The organism is Candidatus Saccharimonadia bacterium (assembly GCA_035544015.1).
Classification (GTDB): Bacteria; Patescibacteriota; Saccharimonadia; order UBA4664; family UBA4664; genus UBA5169.
In genome coordinates this window covers 280,949-299,813 of sequence record DATKIP010000076.1, presented here as the reverse complement: position 1 = coordinate 299,813, position 18,865 = coordinate 280,949, and the positions used below count along the sequence as shown (strand labels likewise).

Sequence of the window (18,865 nt, the reverse complement as noted above, 5' to 3'; positions counted from 1 at the left end):
TTGCAGCACTAGAGGTATTACAAAACAGGACAACCCCGCTATACCCTAGCGTGATGGTTCGCTAAAGTACTGCTTCCGGTACATATTTGGCGGCTTCGGGGTGGGCTTCGAGGACGGTGGCGGCGCGGGCGTGGAAGGTGTCGACTTGCTCGCGGGCCAGGCCGGCGAAGCTGAGCGGCTCGGCGTGGATGAGGCTGGTGAGCTCGGCGGCGGTGAGGCCGAGGCGGTCGTCGGCGGCGAGGCGGTCGACGAGGTTGTTGGTGGTGGCGCCGGATTCGCGCATGGCCTTGGCCACGGCCGTGGCGTGCTCCTTGATGGCGGCGTGGGCGGTTTCGCGGCCGACACCCCCCGCGACTGCGGCCATGAGGATTTTGGAGCTGGCTAGGAACGGTAGGTAGGTAGTGAGCTCGGCCGTGATGACGGCCGGGTAGGCGCCAAACGAATCGAGTACGGCGAGCATGGTCTGCACCAGGCCGTCGGCTGCGAAGAAGGCATTGGGCAGAGCGACCCGGCGCACCACCGAGCAGGTGACGTCGCCTTCGTACCATTGGTCGCCGGTGATGGCCGCTAGCTGCGCGTGACTGCCGCCGAGCACAGCGTAGAGGCCGTGGACGCGCTCGCAGGAGCGGGCGTTCATTTTGTGCGGCATGGCGCTGGAACCGGCCTGGCCCTTGGCAAAGCCTTCGGTGGCTTGGCCGTTGCCGGCCATGAGGCGGATGGTGGTGGCGAGGCTTGAGAGCGGCGCTAGCGCGCGGATGAGTGCGTCGACCGCGGCCAGATCGAGCGAGCGCGGGTACACTTGGCCGACGCTGCCGAAGACATGCTCGAAACCGAGCTCGGCGGCGATGTCGGCCTCGAGGGCGCCGACGGCGGCCGGGTCGCCGCCGAGCACCTGCAGCTGGTCGGCGGCCGTGCCCATGGGGCCCTTAATGCCGCGCAGCGGGTACCGCGCCTGCAAATCCTCGAGCGCCTCAATGCCCAGGAGTAACTCCTCGCCGGCGGTGGCGAAACGTTTGCCGAGCGTGGTGACCTGCGCCGGCACGTTGTGGCTGCGGCCGGCCACGGGCAGGTCGCGATACTCGCGGGCGAGGCGGTCGAGGCGGGCCAGGGTGCCCACTAGCCGGCCATGCATCAGGGTGAGTGAGTCGCGAATAGCCGCCTGCTCGGTGTTTTCGGTGACGTCGCGCGAGGTGAGGCCCACGTGGACGAGCTCGTGGCCGGCGAGAGCGTTGAATTCCTCGATACGCGCCATTACGTCGTGGTGGAGCCGCAGCTCGCGGCGGCGAATGGAGGCGAGGTCGACCTGGTCGATCACCTTCTCATAGTCGGCCACGGCTCCGGCAGGCGCATCGTGGCCGTGCTTGATTTGTGAACGCAGCACGCTCAGCCAAAACCGGCGTTCGCGCACCACGCGGGCTTCGTCGGTCCATAATTCGAGCATGGGAACGGACGCGTAGCGGTCGGCTAGGACATTGGGGATGAGGGGGCGGTTAGCGGACACCGAGTGAGTCTCCTTCGTACGTTAGGTTTTTTGGCTTGATGACGACCTTTTTCTGATCTGCGTCTTTGCGGATAGTTCCCGCTAGCCACGCCTTGATGCTATGGCTGGCGGCGACTTCGATGATGCGAGCGACGTCTTCGGGGCGAGCGTACACGGCGAAACCGGCGCCCATATTGAAGTTGCCGTAGGCTTCGGCGTCGTCGACCGGGCCGTGCTCCTGCATGAAGGTGAAGACCGGCTGCGGCTCGGGGATGGTGTCGATTTCGTACACAAACGGCTCGACGGCGCGCATGAGCTTGCGCCAGCCGTGGCCGGTAATGTTGACGGCGTAATGGAGTTTGATGCCCGCCTCCTGCACGTCCTCGATAACGGGGACATAGATATGCGTGGGATCGAGGAGCGCCTCGCCGTAGGTGCGGCCGTCGCTCAAGGTGGCGTCGTAGCCGGTGGACTGGGCGATTTTGCGGGCCAGCGACAGGCCGTTGGCGTGGATGCCGGTGCTGGCAAACATCACGATGGCATCGCCGGCGGCGATGTTGCCGGTGATGAGGCGGTCTTTGGGCTTGATGACGCCCACGGCCGATCCGGCCAGCACCACGGCGTGGGGCTCCACCACGCCGGTGAGCCCGGGCGACTCGCCGCCGCCCCACACGGCGCGCGCCAGGTCGCAGGCGTGCTTCCAGCCGGCCACGAGGCTGGCGGCGCGGGCCTCGTCGGCAAACCAGCGTGTGTCGCCGACGCCGGCGTGCATGGCCACCGAGACCGGCAGCGCGCCGAGCGTGATCATGTCATTGACGATCATGGCGACGGTGTCTTGGGCGATGGCGTCATAATACTGGCGGCCGGTGAGCTCATGCACGGCGTCGGCCACGAGGTTTTTGGTGCCGAGACCCTCCTCGACATGAGCGATGAAGTGGTCGGCGGCCTCAATGAGGTAGGCGCTCTCGCCGCGACTCGATGATAGCTCGGTGAAACCGAGGCGCTGGGCATTGCCGGCGGTCTGGGCGGCCGCCGTCTGGGCGAGGCGCTTAAAGGGGTCGAGGGCGCTATAATCAACGCCGGTGTCGGCGTATTTGAGGCCGGGTTTACTCATACGGGGCTCGCTTTCGTGATTAGGTGGCGGATAGTTTCGGGATACAGCCGGCGCTCCACTTGCTTGATGCGCTCCTGGAGCGATTCGGCCGTGTCGCCGGCCAATACCGGCACGGCTTCCTGGGCCAAAATGGGGCCGTCATCGAGCTTGATGGTGGCGATGTGGATGGTGCAGCCGGTCAATTTGACGCCGTAATCGAGGGCATTTTGCACCGCTCGTTCGCCTGCAAAGGCCGGCAGAAGCGAGGGGTGGGTGTTGAGGATTTTGCCTTCGTAATGGTCAAAAATCGGCTTATCGAGGACGGTCATGAAGCCGGCCATGGCGACAAGATCGATGTGGTGGGCTTTGAGCACGCCGGCGAGGCGGTGTGAATAGGCCAGGCGGTCGAAGCTATGGCCGTAGTTGCTACGTTCGACGAGCTCGACCGGAATCCCGGCATCGGCCGCCAATTTGAGCCCGCGACACTGGCGGTCGGCCACTACCAACGATACCTGGAGGCCGGATTCGAGTATAGCCTCGAGTATCGAGCCCACGCCCGACACCATCACGGCGAGTTTGGTCATTTGTTCCGCAACATTACTTCATAAGTTTAGCGGTTATCGACACCAGATCAAAGTAAGGATTGACGAAGCCCGGCGGATAAACCAAGATACGGCTAAATGATGGGGAGTATGGGTGTACAAGTTTCATCGCCGAGACAAACTGCGGGCGCGTGAATTGAGCCAACTGGAAGCGGCTGGAATCGCGGCGCCGCGGTCAGTACAGGCCGAGTGGGTGTATTACGTGGAGACGGCGCGGCAGCTCAGCGAAGGCGAAATTGGGCAGCTCCAGTGGCTGCTCGGCGAGACATTTGACCCTTGGGGGACGCGCGAGGCGTCTTTTTTGACCGAGCATCCGAGCGTGATCGAGATCGGACCGCGACTGAACTTTGAGACGCCGTGGGCGAGTACCGCGCGCCAGATTTGCCGAGCGGTGGGGCTTGACAGCGTGATCCGGATTGAGCGGGCACGGCGGCTGGGATTTTCGAAGCGGCTGGGGCCGGATGAGCGCGGCCAGCTCGAGGCGGCGCTGGCCGACCGCATGACCCAGCAGCCGTACCATGAGGCGCCGGCCACGCTGGCGGTGAGCGGGGCGCCGGAGCCGGTGCGCACCGTGCCGGTACTGCGCGACGGTATCGAGGCGCTGCGCCGGGCCAACCAGGAATTTGGGCTGGCTATGGATGAGCAGGATATGGCCAGTTACGCGGAATTATTCGTAAATCGGTTGCAGCGTGACCCGACGGATGTTGAGATATTTTCCCTTGGCCAAGCCAATAATGAGCACGCGCGGCACGGGTTTTTTCGGGGTAGCTTGGTGCTTGACGGCCGGCCGCTCGATACGAGCCTCATGAAGATCGTGAAGGCGCCGTGGCGGGCCAACCCGAATAATTCGGTGATCGCATTTCACGACGATAGTTCGGCTATCGAGGGTCGGCGGGTGCATGTGATGGCGCCAGGCCGGCCGGGTGAGGCGAGTCGATTTGTGATCGACGACCGCACGTATCATCCCACGCTCACGGCCGAAACCCACAACTTCCCGACGGGTATTGCGCCGTACCCGGGCGCGGCCACGGGTACCGGCGGGCGGATTCGCGACAATCAGGCGGTGGGGCGGGGTGGCCTAGTGGTGGCGAGCGGGGTGGGCTACAGCGTGGGGAATTTGCACATTCCCGGCTACGAACTGCCCTGGGAGAAAGACGGCGTGGCGCATCCGGAGAATTTGGCTTCGCCGCTCGACATTCTGATCGAGGCTTCGAATGGCGCCTCGGATTACGGTAACTGCTTTGGCGAGCCGGTGCTCTTGGGACACGTGCGGACGTTCGGCCAAACCACGCCGGGCGGCTACCGGGCATGGTTTAAGCCGGTGATGTACAGCGAGGGCGTGGGTATGCTTGATGCGAATCATGCCGAAAAAGGCCTTCCCGAGCCAAGAATGCTCATCGTGCAGGTGGGTGGCCCGGCGTACCGGATCGGCATGGGCGGAGGTGCGGCCAGCTCGCTCATGAGCGGTGACAACTCGGCGGCCCTCGATTTTAATGCGGTGCAACGCGGCGACCCCGAGATGGAGCAGCGGCTGGGGCGCGTGATTCGCACCTGCGTGGAGCTGGGCGCGAGTAACCCGATTGTGTCGGCGCACGATTTAGGCGCCGGCGGCGATTCGAATGCCCTGCCGGAGATTGCCAACCCCGTGGGCGGGCGTATCGAGCTACGCGCGATTCCGGTGGGCGACGCCACGCTGTCGGTGCTGGAAATCTGGGGCAATGAATCGCAGGAGCGCGATGCGCTGCTACTGCGGCCCGAGGATTTGGCGCGGTTTGAGGCAATTTGCGCGCGCGAGAAAGCGCCGGTGGCAGTGGTGGGCGAAATCACCGGTGATGGGCAGCTGGTGGTGCACGATGCGACCGACGATACGACGCCGGTAAACCTGCCGCTTGAGGCTGTCTTGGGTGACTCGGTGGCCAAAACGGTGGAGCTCACCACGCAGCCGCCAGTGCTGCGGCCGCTGAAGTTGCCCGCCGACCTGACGGTGCGCCAGGCGCTCGAGCGGGTACTGCGGCTGGTGAGCGTGGGCTCCAAAAGCTGGCTGACGCGCAAGGTTGACCGGAGCGTGACCGGGCTCGTCGCGCAGCAGCAAGGGGTGGGACCGCTCGAGACCCCGCTGGCGGATTACGGCGTGGTGGCGCATAGCCTCTTTGGCAACAGCGGTACCGTGGTGAGCCAGGGCGAGCGGCCGCTCATTGGGCTGGTCTCGCCGGGCGCGCAGGGCCGCATGACGGTGGGCGAGGCGATTACCAACCTGATGGGCGCGCGGATTTCGGACCTGGGCGATGTGCGGGCCAGCGCCAACTGGATGTGGCCGGCCAAGCTCGAGGGCGAGGGCGCGCGGCTCTATGAAGCGGCGGTCGCCATGAGCGACACCATGACCGCGCTGGGGATGGCGGTGGACGGTGGCAAGGACAGCCTCTCGATGGCCGCTCAAACCCCAGGGGGTATGGTGAAGGCGCCGGGGCAGCTGGTGGTAGCGCCGTATGCGGTGATGCCGGACGTACGCCAAAAAATCACGCCCGATTTTAAGGGTGCGGGCAATGTTTTGATATTGGTAGATTTGAGCGGCGGGCACACACGGCTGGGTGGCTCGGCGCTGGCGCAGGCCTACGGGCAAATCGGCGACGAGGCGCCCGACCTCGATGACCCGGCCGTGCTGGGGCAAGCGTTTGTGAGCGTGCAGGGGCTGATTCGGCGCGGTCGCGTGCGCGCGCTCCACGACCGCAGCGACGGCGGCTTGGTGGTGACGGCTATCGAGATGGCACTGGCGGGTAACCTGGGCCTGGAGCTTGAGCTGCCGGGTGCGGAGGAGCCGCTGGCGGCACTGTTTTGCGAAGAACTGGGCGTGCTGCTCGAAGTGGCGCCGGCCGCGGCCGAGGCAGTGCGGGCTGAGCTCGACAGCGACGGCGTAGCGCACACCACGGTGGGGCGCGTGGGCGAGGCGGGCGCTCCGGTGCGCGTGAGCGCCGGCGGCCACGCGCTGGTCGATGTACCGCTGCACGAGCTGCGCGGGCTCTGGGAAGCCACTAGTAGCCGACTCGACGCGCTCCAGGCCAACCCCAAACTGGTGGCCGATGAGGCGGCGGTGATGGCCGCGCCGCGCGTGAATCCGCGCTGGCATTTGACCTTTAAGCCGGTCTCGCCCTCCGCGGCGACCGTTATTGGGCCGGGATTGGCGGCGCCCAAGGTGGCGGTGCTGCGCGAAGCCGGCACCAACGGCGACCGCGAGATGGCGGCGGCGTTTGTGGCGGCCGGTTTTGAGGCCTGGGACGTTACCATGAGCGATTTGCTAACGGGCAGCGTGGGGTTGGAGCAATTTCGCGGCGTGGCGTTTCCGGGTGGGTTTTCCTTTGGCGACGTGCTCGACGCGGGTAAGGGTTCGGCCGGAGTCATTCGATTTAACCCGGTCCTGGCGGATCAGTTTGCGAGCTTTTATGCCCGCACCGACACGTTTTCGCTCGGCGTATGCAACGGGGCGCAGCTCATGGCACTGTTGGGTTGGGCGCCGTTTGCGCAGCTGCCGGACGACGAGAAGCCGCGGTTTGTGCAGAACGCGTCGGGCCGGTTTGAGTCGCGGCTGGCAACGGTAGAGATTGGACCGAGCCCGGCGATCATGCTCGCTGGCATGGAGGGCTCGCGGCTCGGGGTATGGGTGGCGCACGGCGAAGGCCGGCTGCACGTGCCGACGCCGGAGGTGCTGCGCGATATTCGTGCGGGCAATTTGGCGCCCCTGCGCTTTGTGGAGCCCGACGGCGGGCCGACCACGGCCTATCCGTTTAACCCCAACGGCAGCCCCGAAGGCATCACGGCGCTGTGCTCACCCGACGGCCGCCATCTGGCCATGATGCCGCACCCGGAGCGCATGGCCAATGCGCTATGGCAGTGGCCGTGGCTGCCGACGGAATGGCAGGGGTTTGAGGCGAGTCCGTGGCTGCGGATGTTTCAGAATGCGCGCGCTTGGTGCGAGCGCGAGGATTAGTAAGCGCACTGTTTTTGCTGCAGGAAAAGCCCCAACCCTTGTCAACGAACTCTACCTTCTACGTTTAACGATGCAGTGGTTGTCGGGCGTTGCCGGCGGGTTGGGGCTTTTCCTTTCGCCTACCCCGCTTGATTAAACTTTGGGCTTCTTTTCTTTCTTGGGTCCCTTGGGCTTTTTGGCCTCCCGGTTGCTTTTGGTGCCTTTATCTTTGCCTTTACCCATGATGCCCTCGCTTTTGTAATGCTTGCACTTTAGCACAAGAAGTCGTTGCCAGGGCGATGGGCTGTTTATTATCATAGAAGGCATGCGATATAAACTTCTATCTTTTTTTGGATTGTTATTGGTGGCAGCACTGCCGGCGTCAGCGGGGGCGGCGAATTTGTGGCCGGGGTTTGGGGACGGCGGGCAACCGGCCAAGGTGGCGGTGGTGGCTAGCATTGATGATGCTAAGGATTATGTGAAGGTCCGAGCCGACTACGCCTCTGGGCGAACGGGCAAGCCGGTAACGGCGGTGGAGGTGATCGTGAACGGATCGACGCGCCAGGTGCAGATGGTGCCCCCGGCCACGGCGAGCACGACCACGGTGACAGTGCCCTTGGCGCCGTTTTATAACGATATGCACACCCAGAGGCTGAAGATTGAGGCCAAGATTTATAGCAGCCATAACCATGAGGTGGCCCGTTCTCGCGCTGTGATCGTGACGTTGCCGGACCGGGTGGTTTGGGCTCCTGACCCGATCGCAGTGGAGGGGCTGGCGGGGACGGACACGAGCCTGGAACTGACGCTGACATCGAAGGTGGCATTGAGCAAGGTGAGCCTGAGGGCGACAGGCGAGCTCGCGAAGCTGGTGGCGGTAGAGGCCGACGGGCTGACGGACATTGCGGCTGGCGTGGCGTACGTGCTGCCGGCCACGGTGACAGTGCCGGACAAACGGTCGGGCGGCAAGTACACGGGCACGATCGAGGTGCGGTCGGACGGGCGGGTGATGGCGCGCGCGAGCATGAAGGTGACGGCCCGGGTGGCGACCAGCAACGTGGTCCCGTCCACCAGCGCCCTGCCGTCGGAGGCGCGCATCGCATCGCTACGGGGCGTGGATGTGGCCAAGGATGAGCTCATCGTGGGGCTAGGCCTCGGGCTGGTCAACGCCGACCAGCGCATCAAGGACATTGCCTCGCAGACGCACGCGGTGATCATGGGGTCGGTGCCGAGCCTGCACTTGTATCAGCTACGCTACCAGGTAGCGAGCTTGGATCAGCTGGAGGCAATCCGCGGGCAGGTGGCTGGGCTTGCCGATGTGCAGTTGGCGTCGCCAGACCCGGTGTCGGCAGCTGAGGCGGCGATTCCCGATGACCCCAAATTTAACTCCTGGGATGAGGCTCACCCGGCCGGCAACAATTGGAGCTGGGAGTACATTAAGGCGCCGAGTGCCTGGGACATTACTACGGGCAGTCCGAATGTGCGCATGGGGGTGATCGATGCGCGGTTTAATTCGAAGCATGAGGATTTGGTGGGCAACATCGTGGCGACCAAGGGCTATCGATCGGAGACGAATGCCATCACCGACGCAATCCACGGCAGCATGGTGGCGGGGCCGATCTGTGCCAGCGGCAACAATGGCAAGGGCATTGCCGGGATGAACTGGCGTTGTGCGCTCTCCAACTACTCGGTGGGCTTTACCCATGGAGAGGCCAATGAGCAAGACAGCCGGCGCAGCGCGATCCGGGCGGTGGAAATGATGCAAGCCGCGGCCAACGATGACATGCAGGTGGTGAATATGAGTCTGCAGTGGATTGATAATAATGACTGCACGAAGCCGGGCAACGCTCAGACCGAGCAGGATGCGCGCTTGTACGACGGTATCTTTAAGTACGGCATTGAGTGGGCCAAGCTCACCGGCAAGGACGTGCTGTGGGTGTTTGCGGCAGGCAATGAATGCCGCGATGTTAAATACTCGGCGCCGGCCAGCATCGTGCGGGACTATCCAGACAATACAATGGCGGTGGCGGCCATCGACCAGACGGGTGGCCTGTGGGATGAGTCGTTCTTGGGGAAACAGGGCGGATCGGACTTTGGTTCGCTCATCACCGTGGCGGCGCCGGGGAAGGACATTTACACCACGTCCGGCACAACGTGTTTTGTGGTCATTACCAATTGCGGACCGCAATATACGACCGCATCGGGAACGTCTTTGGCCGCGCCGTTTGTGAGCGGACTGGCGGGCCTGGTGCTGGCGAAGCATCCAGACATGTCGGCTGGGGAGGTGCGGCAGTGCATTGTGAACGCCGCTAATACGTACGGCAAGCCGGTGCCTGGGCAGAGCTTCCATGTAATTAGCGCGCCGGAAGCGGTGCGCTGCTTTCCACCCAGCTCAGTGCCGTGCGTGTTTGGCGGCGGGCATCTGACGCAATGCGAGAGTACTGATCCGACGGTGACGGTGCAGGCGACGTATCGCGGCGACACGTCGGACTGCACCTATGGTGTGCACGCGGTGTGGGGCGACGGGACGGCGAGCGATTATACCCTGCCGGGCAGTGCTACTGATAAGGTGGCGACTTATGGCAGCCACACCTATAAGCAGCTGGGGCTGTATCACATTAGCTTAACGGGCAGCCTGGTCTCGGGGCTTTGCACAGCGCCGGCTAGCGCTAGTGAGACATTTGCGTTGCTGCCGGAGTAGGGCGATAGGGATTAGCTCCGAGAAAGCTTGGTGATCATGTGGGGTTCGGCGGGCGTGTAAACCTCAGCGATGGTTGAGTAGTGCTCTGTGCATGGGGAATTTTTGACACTTTGTGTCATTTTTTGGCGAGTCTGCGCTACGAACGGCGTACTAGAGAGATTTTTCGAATTCCCATTCGTCGAGCAGGGGGATGCCGCGATCGTCTTGGAGGGGGATCTGGGGTTTGAGCCGGCGCGACTGCGTAAGCGCGTCGAGGTGTACGGCGACGAGCCGGTACCCGTGTTTAGTGTAGAACGCGGCGGCTTCGGGATTGGAGTTGGTGGTGATGAGCCAGGTTTTGTGACAGCCCGCGGCTTTGGCGGCGGATTCTACGGCCGTGATGAGGCTGGCGCCCAAGCCGGTGCCAGGTGGGTCGGCGTTGAGCGAGACAATTTCGCAGGCGTGGGCTGATGTATCGATACTGAAGGTGGCTAGGCCAGCCAGTTCGTCTTGATCAGTGAGCGCAGCCACGCGCGGCAGCGTGGAGGCGTTATGAAGTCGGCCTTTGGATACGATAGATGTGCTGCCCCAATGGCCGGTGAGAAATGCTGCTACTTTGGCCTGAATGGCGGGCGAAGGGGTTGTTTCGACTTGAATGCGAAGGGATGGCATGATCATAGTATAGAAGAACTTTGCTGAGTGCATGACGAGGGGCTGGCCGTCGGGATGTGGCCGTGTGGCCTCATCCCGACGGGTGCCGGAGGTGGTGCTAGTGGTTCGGGGTGTGCGCTGGTGTCGTCGGCGGGTGGTGGACGACGGTTGAGTGAACGGCGGGCCGACCGGGCCGAGAATTGGACGGGGGACCGGCCGAGGAGCTCCGCCACGCGAGGGCGGCCAGCACGATCCCAACACACAGGAGGACAAACCACAAGGACGGCCGGTTGCGGCCGCTTGTGCGCGAGGTGCTGCCCGGCCTACTGAACAGAGTATTCATCTATGTGCCCTTATCTGCTCTACAGAGCGACCAAACCACTGCCGGACCATCCGGCCGGTATGGATTATAAGGGGGAAATAATTTTTTGCAAATGTAGCGTGGTTAGCGGCCGTGAAGGTAGCGCTCGATGAGTTGCGCGGTGGAGCTGTCGTGCTCGGAAGGGTGACCGGCTTGCAGGTCAGTGTAAATGGTTTTGGCCAGGACTTTGCCGAGCTCGACGCCCCATTGGTCGAAGGAATCGATTTGCCAGATGGCGCCTTGGACGAAAATTTTGTGCTCGTAGAGGGCGATGAGCTGGCCGAGGGTGTGGGGGGTGAGCTGGGTGACGAGGAGGGTGTTGGTGGGGTGGTTGCCGGGGAAATTGCGGTGGGGCTCATCCGAGGCTTTGCCGAAGGCGAGGGCTTCGGTTTGGGCCAGGAGGTTGGCCATGAGCTTGGGGTGGTGTTGGCCGAGTGGGTTTAGTGGCTTGGTGAAGCCAATAAAATCGGCGGGGACGAGGTGCGTGCCTTGGTGGATGAGCTGGTAAAAGGCGTGCTGGCCGTTGGTGCCGGGCTCGCCCCAGACAACCGGGCCGGTGGCGTAATCGACTGGTTCGCCGGCCTTGGTGACGGACTTGCCGTTGGATTCCATGTTGCCTTGCTGAAAATAAGCTGGGAAACGGCTGAGGTATTGGTCGTAGGGGAGGATGGCTTCGGTTTCGGCATGGAAGAAATTGGTGTACCAGAGGCCGATGAGGGCCAGGGTGACGGGCAGGTTGTGCTCGAGCGGGGCGGTGCGGAAGTGCCTGTCCATGGCGTGGAAGCCGGCGAGCAGATCGGCGAAGTGGTCGCGGCCGATGGCGACCATGAGCGACAGGCCGATGGCCGAAGTGAGCGAGTACCGGCCGCCGACCCAATCCCAAAAGCCAAACATGTTGGCCGGGTCTATGCCGAAGGCGGTCACCGCTTCGGCGTTGGTGGATACGGCCACAAAGTGCTTGGCCACGGCGGCTTCGTCGTGGAGGGCGGCCAGCAGCCACTCGCGGGCCGATGCCGCGTTGGTCATGGTTTCGTCCGTGGTGAAGGTTTTGGACGCGATGATAAAGAGTGTTTCGGCTGGGTCGAGGCCGCGGGTGGCTTCTACGAGGTGGGTGGCGTCGATGTTGGAGACGAATTTCACCGTGAGATCGCGCTGTGCGTAGAAGCGCAGGGCCTCATAGGCCATTACCGGGCCGAGGTCGGAGCCGCCGATGCCGATGTTGATGACGGTGGTGATGCGCTTGTCCGTGTGGCCGCGCCACTCGCCGGAGCGCACGGCTTCGGCAAAGGCGCCCATGCGGTCGAGCACCTCGTGAACGGCGGGCATCACATCGGCGCCGTCTACCACGAGTGGGCCGGCCGAGGCGGGGCGGCGCAGGGCTGTGTGGAGCACGGCGCGATTCTCGGTGGTATTGATGGGGACGCCGGCGAACATGTCGTCGCGCAGGCGCTCCACGCCGGCCGCGCGCGCCAAATCCACGAGCAGTTCAAGCGTGGTGACCGTGAGCCGGTTTTTGGAATAGTCGGCGAAAATGTCGCCGACTTCGAGGCTGAGTACCTCGGCCCGGCCGGGGCTAGCGGCAAACAATTCGCGCAGGTGCATATCTTTGACGGTAACGTGATGTTGCTCGAGGGACTTCCATTCGGGCAGATTGGTGAGTTTCATGGTTCGATTGTACATGTTTGGTATAATTGTTGTATGCGAAATCCGCTTGAGAGCCAGGCCCAGACCACTCCTACCGAGACGGCTCCGAAACTTTCACCCCTCATGCAGGGCCTCGTGCAGCTGCTGCGCCATCGGTCGCGGCCGACGTGGAGTGGTGTCAAAATTCATGTGCCCGAAATTACGGCCGGGGCGCATTTTTTTTATGAACAAATCCGCAACGCCGTGGAATATCGCGAGCAGCACCTGTTTGTGCGCGGGGCGATCGAGCGGTTTTTGCTGCGCGAGCTCAAGTCGGCCGACACTGACGGCCTGGGGTTTGAGCTCGTAAGTGAGCTCACCAAAACGCGCTACCTGCACAACGACACGGTCACGGACGACGAAGTGGCTTACTTGGATTACCTGGTGGGACGCTACGCCGCCTTACAGCAAGGGGCGCTGAGCCAGGGCGGGGCCGACGAAGAGGCGGTGGCGGCGGCCATCGTGCAGCTGCTCTCGGTGGAACTGGAGCGCGCCTTGCTGCCCAGCCCCAGCGAGGCGGCGATTGTGGAGTTCACTTACGCGTCGTTCATTCGACATGCGGATGTGGCCAAGGAAGACCAGCTGGCGCTCTATGCGGCCGCGCACAAGGCCCTGCTCAAATCTGATATCGCGACGATTCGGTACGGCGTGTTTTCGCGGGCGTTCCCGCGCTGGCTCGAAGACGACGAGCAGCTGGCGGCTGCGGCCGGGCATTTTGCCGAGCTCAATGCGCAGCTGGCCGAGCAAACGGGAGGTACGCGGCCCCACAAAATGTTCCGCCTGGTGCGGCGGCACATCGCGCCGTATCTGATATTGCGCGAGATTATCAAAACCAGCACCGAAGGATTGGAGCAGCTGGCGACTACCCCGACCGTGCTGATGGAAAAAGCCCGCAGCGTGGCCGAGCAACAATACCAAGTGGTGTCGGGCCGGCTGCGGCGGAGCGTGATTCAAGCCGTTATCTTTTTGTTTGTGACCAAAATGGTGTTGGGGATTCTCGTGGAAGTGCCGTATGAGATGTTTGTGTACGGGGCCATTAGCTACGTGCCGTTGGCGATAAATTTGGCTTTCCCGCCGTTTTATATGGCGATGGTGGGCTTTGGTATTAAAATTCCGGGCCAGCGCAATACGACCAAGATTTTGAGCGATCTCAAGCGCATTGTTTACGAATCGGACCAACCGCTGGTGTACTCGCTGCGTACTCGAGGCCGGCGCTCGATGACGCGGCAGGCCTTTAGTTTTGTTTACGGTGTGACCTCACTAGCGACGCTGGCCGGGATTTCGTACTTGCTGCGTCTGGCCGGGTTTAATATCGTGAGCGGGATTATTTTCTTTGTGTTTTTGTCGACCGTTAGCTTTTTTGCCTACCGCATCTCGTATTCGGTGCGGGAGTACGCGGTGATCGAGGAGGAGGCCGGGCTGCTCACGAGTTTTAGCGATTTTTTGCTGACGCCGTTCATTCGCACGGGGCAATGGCTGGCCGAACGCTATAGCCGGATTAATATTTTTACGGCGATTTTGGACATTATTATCGAGACACCGTTTAAGACGCTGCTGCGGATTATTGAGCAGTGGAATGCGTTTTTGCGCGATAAGCGTGACGACGTGCTGCGGTAATTAGGACGTAACGCGATGGCGACCGATAAACGCACGGTAGAATTTTTGGCGGAACAAACCGCGGGCGCGGGCAACATTCGCACACGAGCCATGTTTGGGGAATATGCGCTGTACTGCGACGACAAGGTGGTGGCGCTCATTTGCGACGATCAGCTGTACGTAAAGATCACTTCCGCGAGCCGTCCGTATCTGGACGAGTCGTATGACTACCCGGCCTATCCCGGGGCTAAGCCTTCGATTCGGGTGCCCGAAGATTACTGGGACGATGCGGCGTGGATGGCGAGGTTGATTCGCGAAACGGCGGATAGTCTGCCGGCTAAGAAGGCTTGACCGCGATCACGACCTTGCCCTTGGGTCGGCCGTGCTGGAGGTAGTCGAGGGCGGCGGCGGCCTCGTCGAGCGGAAAGACCTTGTCGACATGGGGAGCGAGGACGCCGGCCTCTACCAGCTTGGTGACGGCGGCTAGGCGCTCGGCGGTCACTTGGGTGTGCATGCCGGCGGTGCGGGCGTGGTGCTCGGCGGCCAGCGCCTCGTTGGGGCGGGCACTCATGGTGACGACGATGCCGCCGGGTTTGATGACGGCAAAGGATTGCTCGTAAACGTCGTCGCCGACGGTGTCGAACACGACGTCGTAGCGGCCGGACTGGGCGGTAAGGGGCTCGGCTTGGTAGTCGAGCGCGGTGTTGGCGCCGAGGCTCAGCACGTAATCCTTGTGCGCACCGGCGGCGGTGGCGGTGACACGGGCACCGAGGTGGGCGGCGATCTGGATGGCCAGGCTGCCGATACCGCCGGCGCCGCCGTGGATCAGAACGGTTTGGCCCCCGGCGAGCCCGGCTACCTCAACGAGCGCTTGATACGCGCTGACGGCCGCGAGCGGGAGGGCGGCGGCCTGGATGAAGTCGAGATTGGCGGGTTTGGGGGCGAGCGAGCCTGACGCTACGGGTGCGTATTCGGCAAACGAGCCGTGGCCGCTGAGGGCGCCGGCCTGTCCGTAGACAGCGGTGCCGGGTGTGAGGCCCTGAACGTTCTCCCCTACTTCAGCCACCACGCCGGCCAGATCACCGCCCAGGGTAGCGGGGAAGGTGAGCTCGGCCATCTGGCGTACCTGGCCTTCGCGAACTTTGAAGTCAAATGGGTTGACGCCGGCGGCGTACACCTCCACCAACACTTGATCGGCCGTAATGGTTGGCCGCGGGGCGTTTGGGTCGGTTTTTACGGCTTCCTGACCGCCATATTTAACGGCCTGAGCTGCTTTCATGGTGCCTCCTCGCTGGTTATTCGGGATATTACTTTAATTAGTATAGTGATTTTTGAGGAGAATTACAGAGGCCTAACGGCGGCGGCGTACAAATCCGGCGGCGGCTACGAGCAGCGCTAGGCTGGCGATCACGAGGGCGGTTTGCGCCATGGCGGCGGACGTGGCGGGGGTGGTGGGACCGGTAGCGAGGTCGTCGATCACCTTGGTGACCGAGTATGGCTTGATATGCTCATCGCCTTTGCCATCGGGGGCCTGGTCCCATGATACGACGGTGCCGTCGGCGTAGGTTTGGTAGGCCTTCCAGGTGAGCGACGTGGGCTGGGCTGGAGCTTGAGCGCTCAAAGCAAACTCGTCGCGCTGGTCGGGCGGGATCTGGCCGCCGGTCCAGGTGATCTCAGTGACGCGGGCATCGTCGCCGGAACCGGTTTTGGCCATGGCGATGGTCCAGCCGGGCTTGACGTTGGGCCTGACAGAGGCGAGGCCGCCGGGTATTACCAGGCGCAACGCGACGGTGGCCGAGTCGCGCTCGTTGGGCACGCCCACGCTAAAGGCTTGGAGCGCGCCCACGCCGACTTGGGCAGGCCCAACGACCACGTGGGCCGATGCGCTCAGGGGTACGAGACTGGCAAAAATGGTGATAATGATGGGCAGTAACGGTTTACGCACGGTGTATCTCCTTTGGTTGTTTAGCGGATCGCGGCTGGCGACTCAGCTGCACCCCCGCAACGGCCAGACCGGCCGCCGCGATCACCATGAGCACGACGAAGCCGGCGACGTAGGGATTGAGGCCAGCGGCGCCCGAGGTTGGCGGGGGGCCGACGCGGACAATGTAGCTAAGCGCAAAGGCCTGAAACGGGGCCGCCCGTGGCCGGCCGGCGAGGCGGATGGTATAGACGGCGGAGGCGCCGAACGTGTACGGCACTACGAATGCTCGCGGGCCGTATTCGGAAGTTTTGGCGGCGAGGGTTTGATCGGTGAGGCGGTGGCCGTCGCGCTCGACGGTGAGGTGGCAGTCGCAATCGGCGGCGGCAAACCGACTGCTAGCGTCGGTCACCGAAAACACGAGGTTGGCCGGCCGGCCGGTAAACGGCTCATCGTAGGGATTAACGTGGAGCAGCGCGGTGATTTGGCCGTCGGACTTCACGACATGAGCGCTCGCTGCCAGCGGCCAGGCCGAGGCCAGCGTCATGGCAGCTCCGGTGGCCCAAACGGCGGCAGTCCGCAGACTGATCATGCGGCGGCCCGTCCGCTGAGGCGGTCGAGAATCGGTAGGGCGCGGGTCAGATCGTGGGCGATGACATGATCGGCGTAGGCCACGATGCCGGGGTGGGGATCGATGGCGATGCTGCAGGCCGCGAATTCGAAAATTCCCTGATCGGCCATGGAGTCGCCGATGGCGACCACATTCTCGGCCGGGATATGCAGGCGCTCCAGGATCACTCGGCAGTCTCGAACCTTGAAGTCGGGACCGGAGTAATCGGCTTCGGTGACCGATCCCATGATGGCGCCGTTCATGGCCGGGCGGCTGCCCACCACGTAATCGGCGCCGAGTCGGCGTTGGTAGATTTCGAGGAACGGCACGGTGCTGCCCGAAGCAATGATGGTGACGATATGATGACGACGAAAATATTCAAACAGCGCCACGGCGCCGGGGCGCAAACAATCATGCTGCTCGGCAAAGGCTTCGAGCTGGTCTATCGACAACCCGGTCAGAAAATTGACGCGCTGAACCAGCCCGTTGAGACCCCGAAGTTTTCCGTTTTGGAACAGTTGGTTGAGCTGTTGGCTTTCGGCCTTTTTGCCGACGGTTTCGGCCAACAGATCGGACATATCGGCAGTGGTAAGCGTTTTGTCGAAGTCTATGATGGCGGCGCGAATATGCATTGGTTCATTATAGAGCACTGATTGCAGGGGTGGTAAAAAAGGCGGCGGGGAAATCGGCGGAGTGCTCGAGCGAGAAATCTTCGTAGACGAGAGCGTATTCAAAGACATAATGAGCCGCCAGTATCGGCGGGGGCACAAAATAAAGCGCCGTGGTGAGGGCATCAGCGAGCAGGGTGGTGTCGGCTACCGCCCAGACCGCGCGAAGGTGGGTGGGTGATGTCCGTGTATGCGGATCGATGATGTGATTGAGGCCCGCCCACGCTCGCCGGTTGCCAGCCGAGCCGCAGAGGCTTTGGTTGCGCAGCTGCGCCACGCCGATGACTTGACCGGCGTCGGCGGGGTGCTCGAGCCCGACGGCCAGGGGATCCGCCTCGAGCGCGCCCTGGTGGGCCATGTCGCCGCCGGCGTCGACGCAATAGGCCGTGATGCCGTGGGTCCGCAGCACGCCGGCCACCAGATCTACCAGGTAGCCTTTGCCGGCGGCGCCCAGGTCGAGGGAGACGGGGCGGGCCAGGGTGAGGTGCGGAAATTCGTAGCGCAACGTGCCGGGCCAGGCCGGCGGGGGTGTGAGGGTGCCGGGGCGCAGGCTGTAGGCGGCGTCGTACCCGGCGGCGGCCAGCAGCCCGCCCACGAGCGGCGTGACGGCGCCGGCGGTGAGGTCGTAGAGCTCGCGGTACAGATCAAATAGCGGCTGCGCGTCGGGCGGCAGCTGGTAGCGGCCGGCGGTGCGGGCCATTGCCGATACGAGCGAATCGGCCCGAAACCGCGAGTAATCGCGATCGAACTGCTCAATGCGCCCAGCGACGGCGCGACGGGCCCGAGCCCAAACGGCCGGCGGCACCACCTGCAGGGCCTCAACGGACCAGCGCGTGCCGATGGCGTCAAATTGCCATTGGCGGGTGGCTGGGCCCGCGACGTTAGGCCTTGGCTTGGGTCTTGATCTTGGCGAGGGCATCATTAAAGCCACCGGACGTTAGTGACGAACCCGAGACACGCGAGAGTTTGATGGAGTCGACATTGCGACCCACCACGAGGCCCTTGTAGCCGCCGAGGAATTTGCCCTGATACAGCCGGCCGGTGGGATTGTTGCCGGTGGTGGTGGCGTTCGAATCGCTCACCAAGCCGCTGACGAGGGTGACGCTAAGGTGAACGGTTTCGAGGCCGCCGGGCGAGTCGTAGCTGCCGTTGGCTGTGTAGGTGCCGTCTTTGTAGGCGGCGCTGGTGGTGGCTGCGGTCGGGGTGGCGTCAGCCGTAGCGGTGGGCGTGGGCGAGGTGGCGCCGCCGATGACTTGGCCGTCTGATTTTGGTGCCAAAAAGGCCACCCCCGCTCCTATCGCAGCTACTATTACCACCAGGCCAAAGACGGCGGCTAGCTTCTGGTTGTTCCTCGGTTTCGGGGTATCCACGGCTACATCCCTCAGGGTCACATGCTTATTCACTATATAATATAAACTGATTATGTGAGGCTTTCCTGAGAGCAACCTGGACGGTGTTCGCTTCTCTTCGGTCGGCAGGTTCACATATGGCCGGGAATGTAGTATAATTGCATTGATCTAGAAACAAGCACCTCGCTTGTCGATTTTGTTTCGCTGTGTTCC

16 protein-coding genes are annotated in these 18,865 nt (G+C 63.0%); 4 read left to right on the top strand and 12 right to left on the bottom strand.

Annotated elements, in window-relative coordinates; translation table 11 throughout:
* Positions 1–61 precede the first annotated feature (61 nt).
* Genes purB through purN form a run of 3 tightly spaced genes read right to left on the bottom strand, consistent with a single transcriptional unit; the run spans position 62 to position 3,157 of the window.
* Entirely contained in the window at positions 62–1,501 is a 1,440-nt protein-coding gene (gene purB / locus VMT30_05320) for an adenylosuccinate lyase (GenBank protein HVQ44357.1), read from the bottom strand.
* Positions 1,491–2,594: an AIR synthase-related protein gene (locus VMT30_05315; protein HVQ44356.1), complete on the bottom strand. Its 1,104-nt coding sequence runs from the start codon at positions 2,592–2,594 to the stop codon at positions 1,491–1,493. Before VMT30_05315 ends, purB begins: the two co-directional genes overlap by 11 nt.
* Positions 2,591–3,157, bottom strand: coding sequence for a phosphoribosylglycinamide formyltransferase (purN, locus tag VMT30_05310; protein HVQ44355.1), 567 nt, complete (start codon positions 3,155–3,157; stop codon positions 2,591–2,593). Before purN ends, VMT30_05315 begins: the two co-directional genes overlap by 4 nt.
* 112 nt (positions 3,158–3,269) lie before the next feature.
* On the opposite strand from purN, the gene purL reads away from it, so the two are divergent.
* Positions 3,270–7,157, top strand: a complete 3,888-nt coding sequence (gene purL, locus VMT30_05305) for a phosphoribosylformylglycinamidine synthase (protein HVQ44354.1) — start codon at positions 3,270–3,272, stop codon at positions 7,155–7,157.
* A gap of 132 nt (positions 7,158–7,289) precedes the next feature.
* On the opposite strand, the gene VMT30_05300 is transcribed toward purL, so the two are convergent.
* Positions 7,290–7,595: a hypothetical protein gene (locus VMT30_05300; protein ID HVQ44353.1), complete on the bottom strand. Its 306-nt coding sequence runs from the start codon at positions 7,593–7,595 to the stop codon at positions 7,290–7,292.
* Here VMT30_05300 and VMT30_05295 point away from each other — a divergent pair.
* Complete coding sequence (locus tag VMT30_05295; GenBank protein ID HVQ44352.1) at positions 7,585–9,834, top strand: S8 family serine peptidase; 2,250 nt, start codon at positions 7,585–7,587, stop codon at positions 9,832–9,834. The two genes, VMT30_05300 and VMT30_05295, sit on opposite strands and share 11 nt — an antisense overlap.
* A gap of 150 nt (positions 9,835–9,984) precedes the next feature.
* Here the strand turns inward: VMT30_05295 and VMT30_05290 are convergent, their stop codons facing one another.
* On the bottom strand, positions 9,985–10,485 hold the full coding sequence (locus VMT30_05290) for a GNAT family N-acetyltransferase (protein ID HVQ44351.1): 501 nt from the start codon (positions 10,483–10,485) through the stop codon (positions 9,985–9,987).
* A gap of 424 nt (positions 10,486–10,909) precedes the next feature.
* Complete coding sequence (gene pgi / locus VMT30_05285) at positions 10,910–12,490, bottom strand: glucose-6-phosphate isomerase (GenBank protein ID HVQ44350.1); 1,581 nt, start codon at positions 12,488–12,490, stop codon at positions 10,910–10,912.
* Between the two features lie 33 nt (positions 12,491–12,523).
* Here pgi and VMT30_05280 point away from each other — a divergent pair, with 33 nt between their 5' ends.
* Both VMT30_05280 and VMT30_05275 read left to right on the top strand, forming a co-directional pair.
* On the top strand, positions 12,524–14,125 hold the full coding sequence (locus VMT30_05280) for a hypothetical protein (GenBank protein HVQ44349.1): 1,602 nt from the start codon (positions 12,524–12,526) through the stop codon (positions 14,123–14,125).
* A gap of 15 nt (positions 14,126–14,140) precedes the next feature.
* The gene (locus VMT30_05275; GenBank protein ID HVQ44348.1) at positions 14,141–14,455 is read left to right on the top strand and encodes a TfoX/Sxy family protein; all 315 of its coding nucleotides are present in this window, start codon (positions 14,141–14,143) and stop codon (positions 14,453–14,455) included.
* Here VMT30_05275 and VMT30_05270 read toward each other — a convergent pair.
* The 6 genes from VMT30_05270 to VMT30_05245 all read right to left on the bottom strand — a co-directional run bounded on the left by VMT30_05270 (position 14,442) and on the right by VMT30_05245 (position 18,673).
* Complete coding sequence (locus tag VMT30_05270; GenBank protein HVQ44347.1) at positions 14,442–15,383, bottom strand: NADP-dependent oxidoreductase; 942 nt, start codon at positions 15,381–15,383, stop codon at positions 14,442–14,444. The two genes, VMT30_05275 and VMT30_05270, sit on opposite strands and share 14 nt — an antisense overlap.
* Positions 15,384–15,455: 72 nt before the next feature.
* The gene (locus VMT30_05265) at positions 15,456–16,049 is read right to left on the bottom strand and encodes a YcnI family protein (protein HVQ44346.1); all 594 of its coding nucleotides are present in this window, start codon (positions 16,047–16,049) and stop codon (positions 15,456–15,458) included.
* Positions 16,042–16,617: a hypothetical protein gene (locus VMT30_05260; GenBank protein ID HVQ44345.1), complete on the bottom strand. Its 576-nt coding sequence runs from the start codon at positions 16,615–16,617 to the stop codon at positions 16,042–16,044. The genes VMT30_05265 and VMT30_05260 overlap by 8 nt, the downstream gene beginning before the upstream one ends.
* Positions 16,614–17,267, bottom strand: coding sequence for an HAD family phosphatase (locus VMT30_05255; GenBank protein HVQ44344.1), 654 nt, complete (start codon positions 17,265–17,267; stop codon positions 16,614–16,616). Before VMT30_05255 ends, VMT30_05260 begins: the two co-directional genes overlap by 4 nt.
* 7 nt (positions 17,268–17,274) lie before the next feature.
* Entirely contained in the window at positions 17,275–18,225 is a 951-nt protein-coding gene (locus VMT30_05250) for an FAD:protein FMN transferase (GenBank protein HVQ44343.1), read from the bottom strand.
* Positions 18,185–18,673, bottom strand: coding sequence for a calcium-binding protein (locus tag VMT30_05245; protein HVQ44342.1), 489 nt, complete (start codon positions 18,671–18,673; stop codon positions 18,185–18,187). Before VMT30_05245 ends, VMT30_05250 begins: the two co-directional genes overlap by 41 nt.
* Positions 18,674–18,865: the final 192 nt, after the last annotated feature.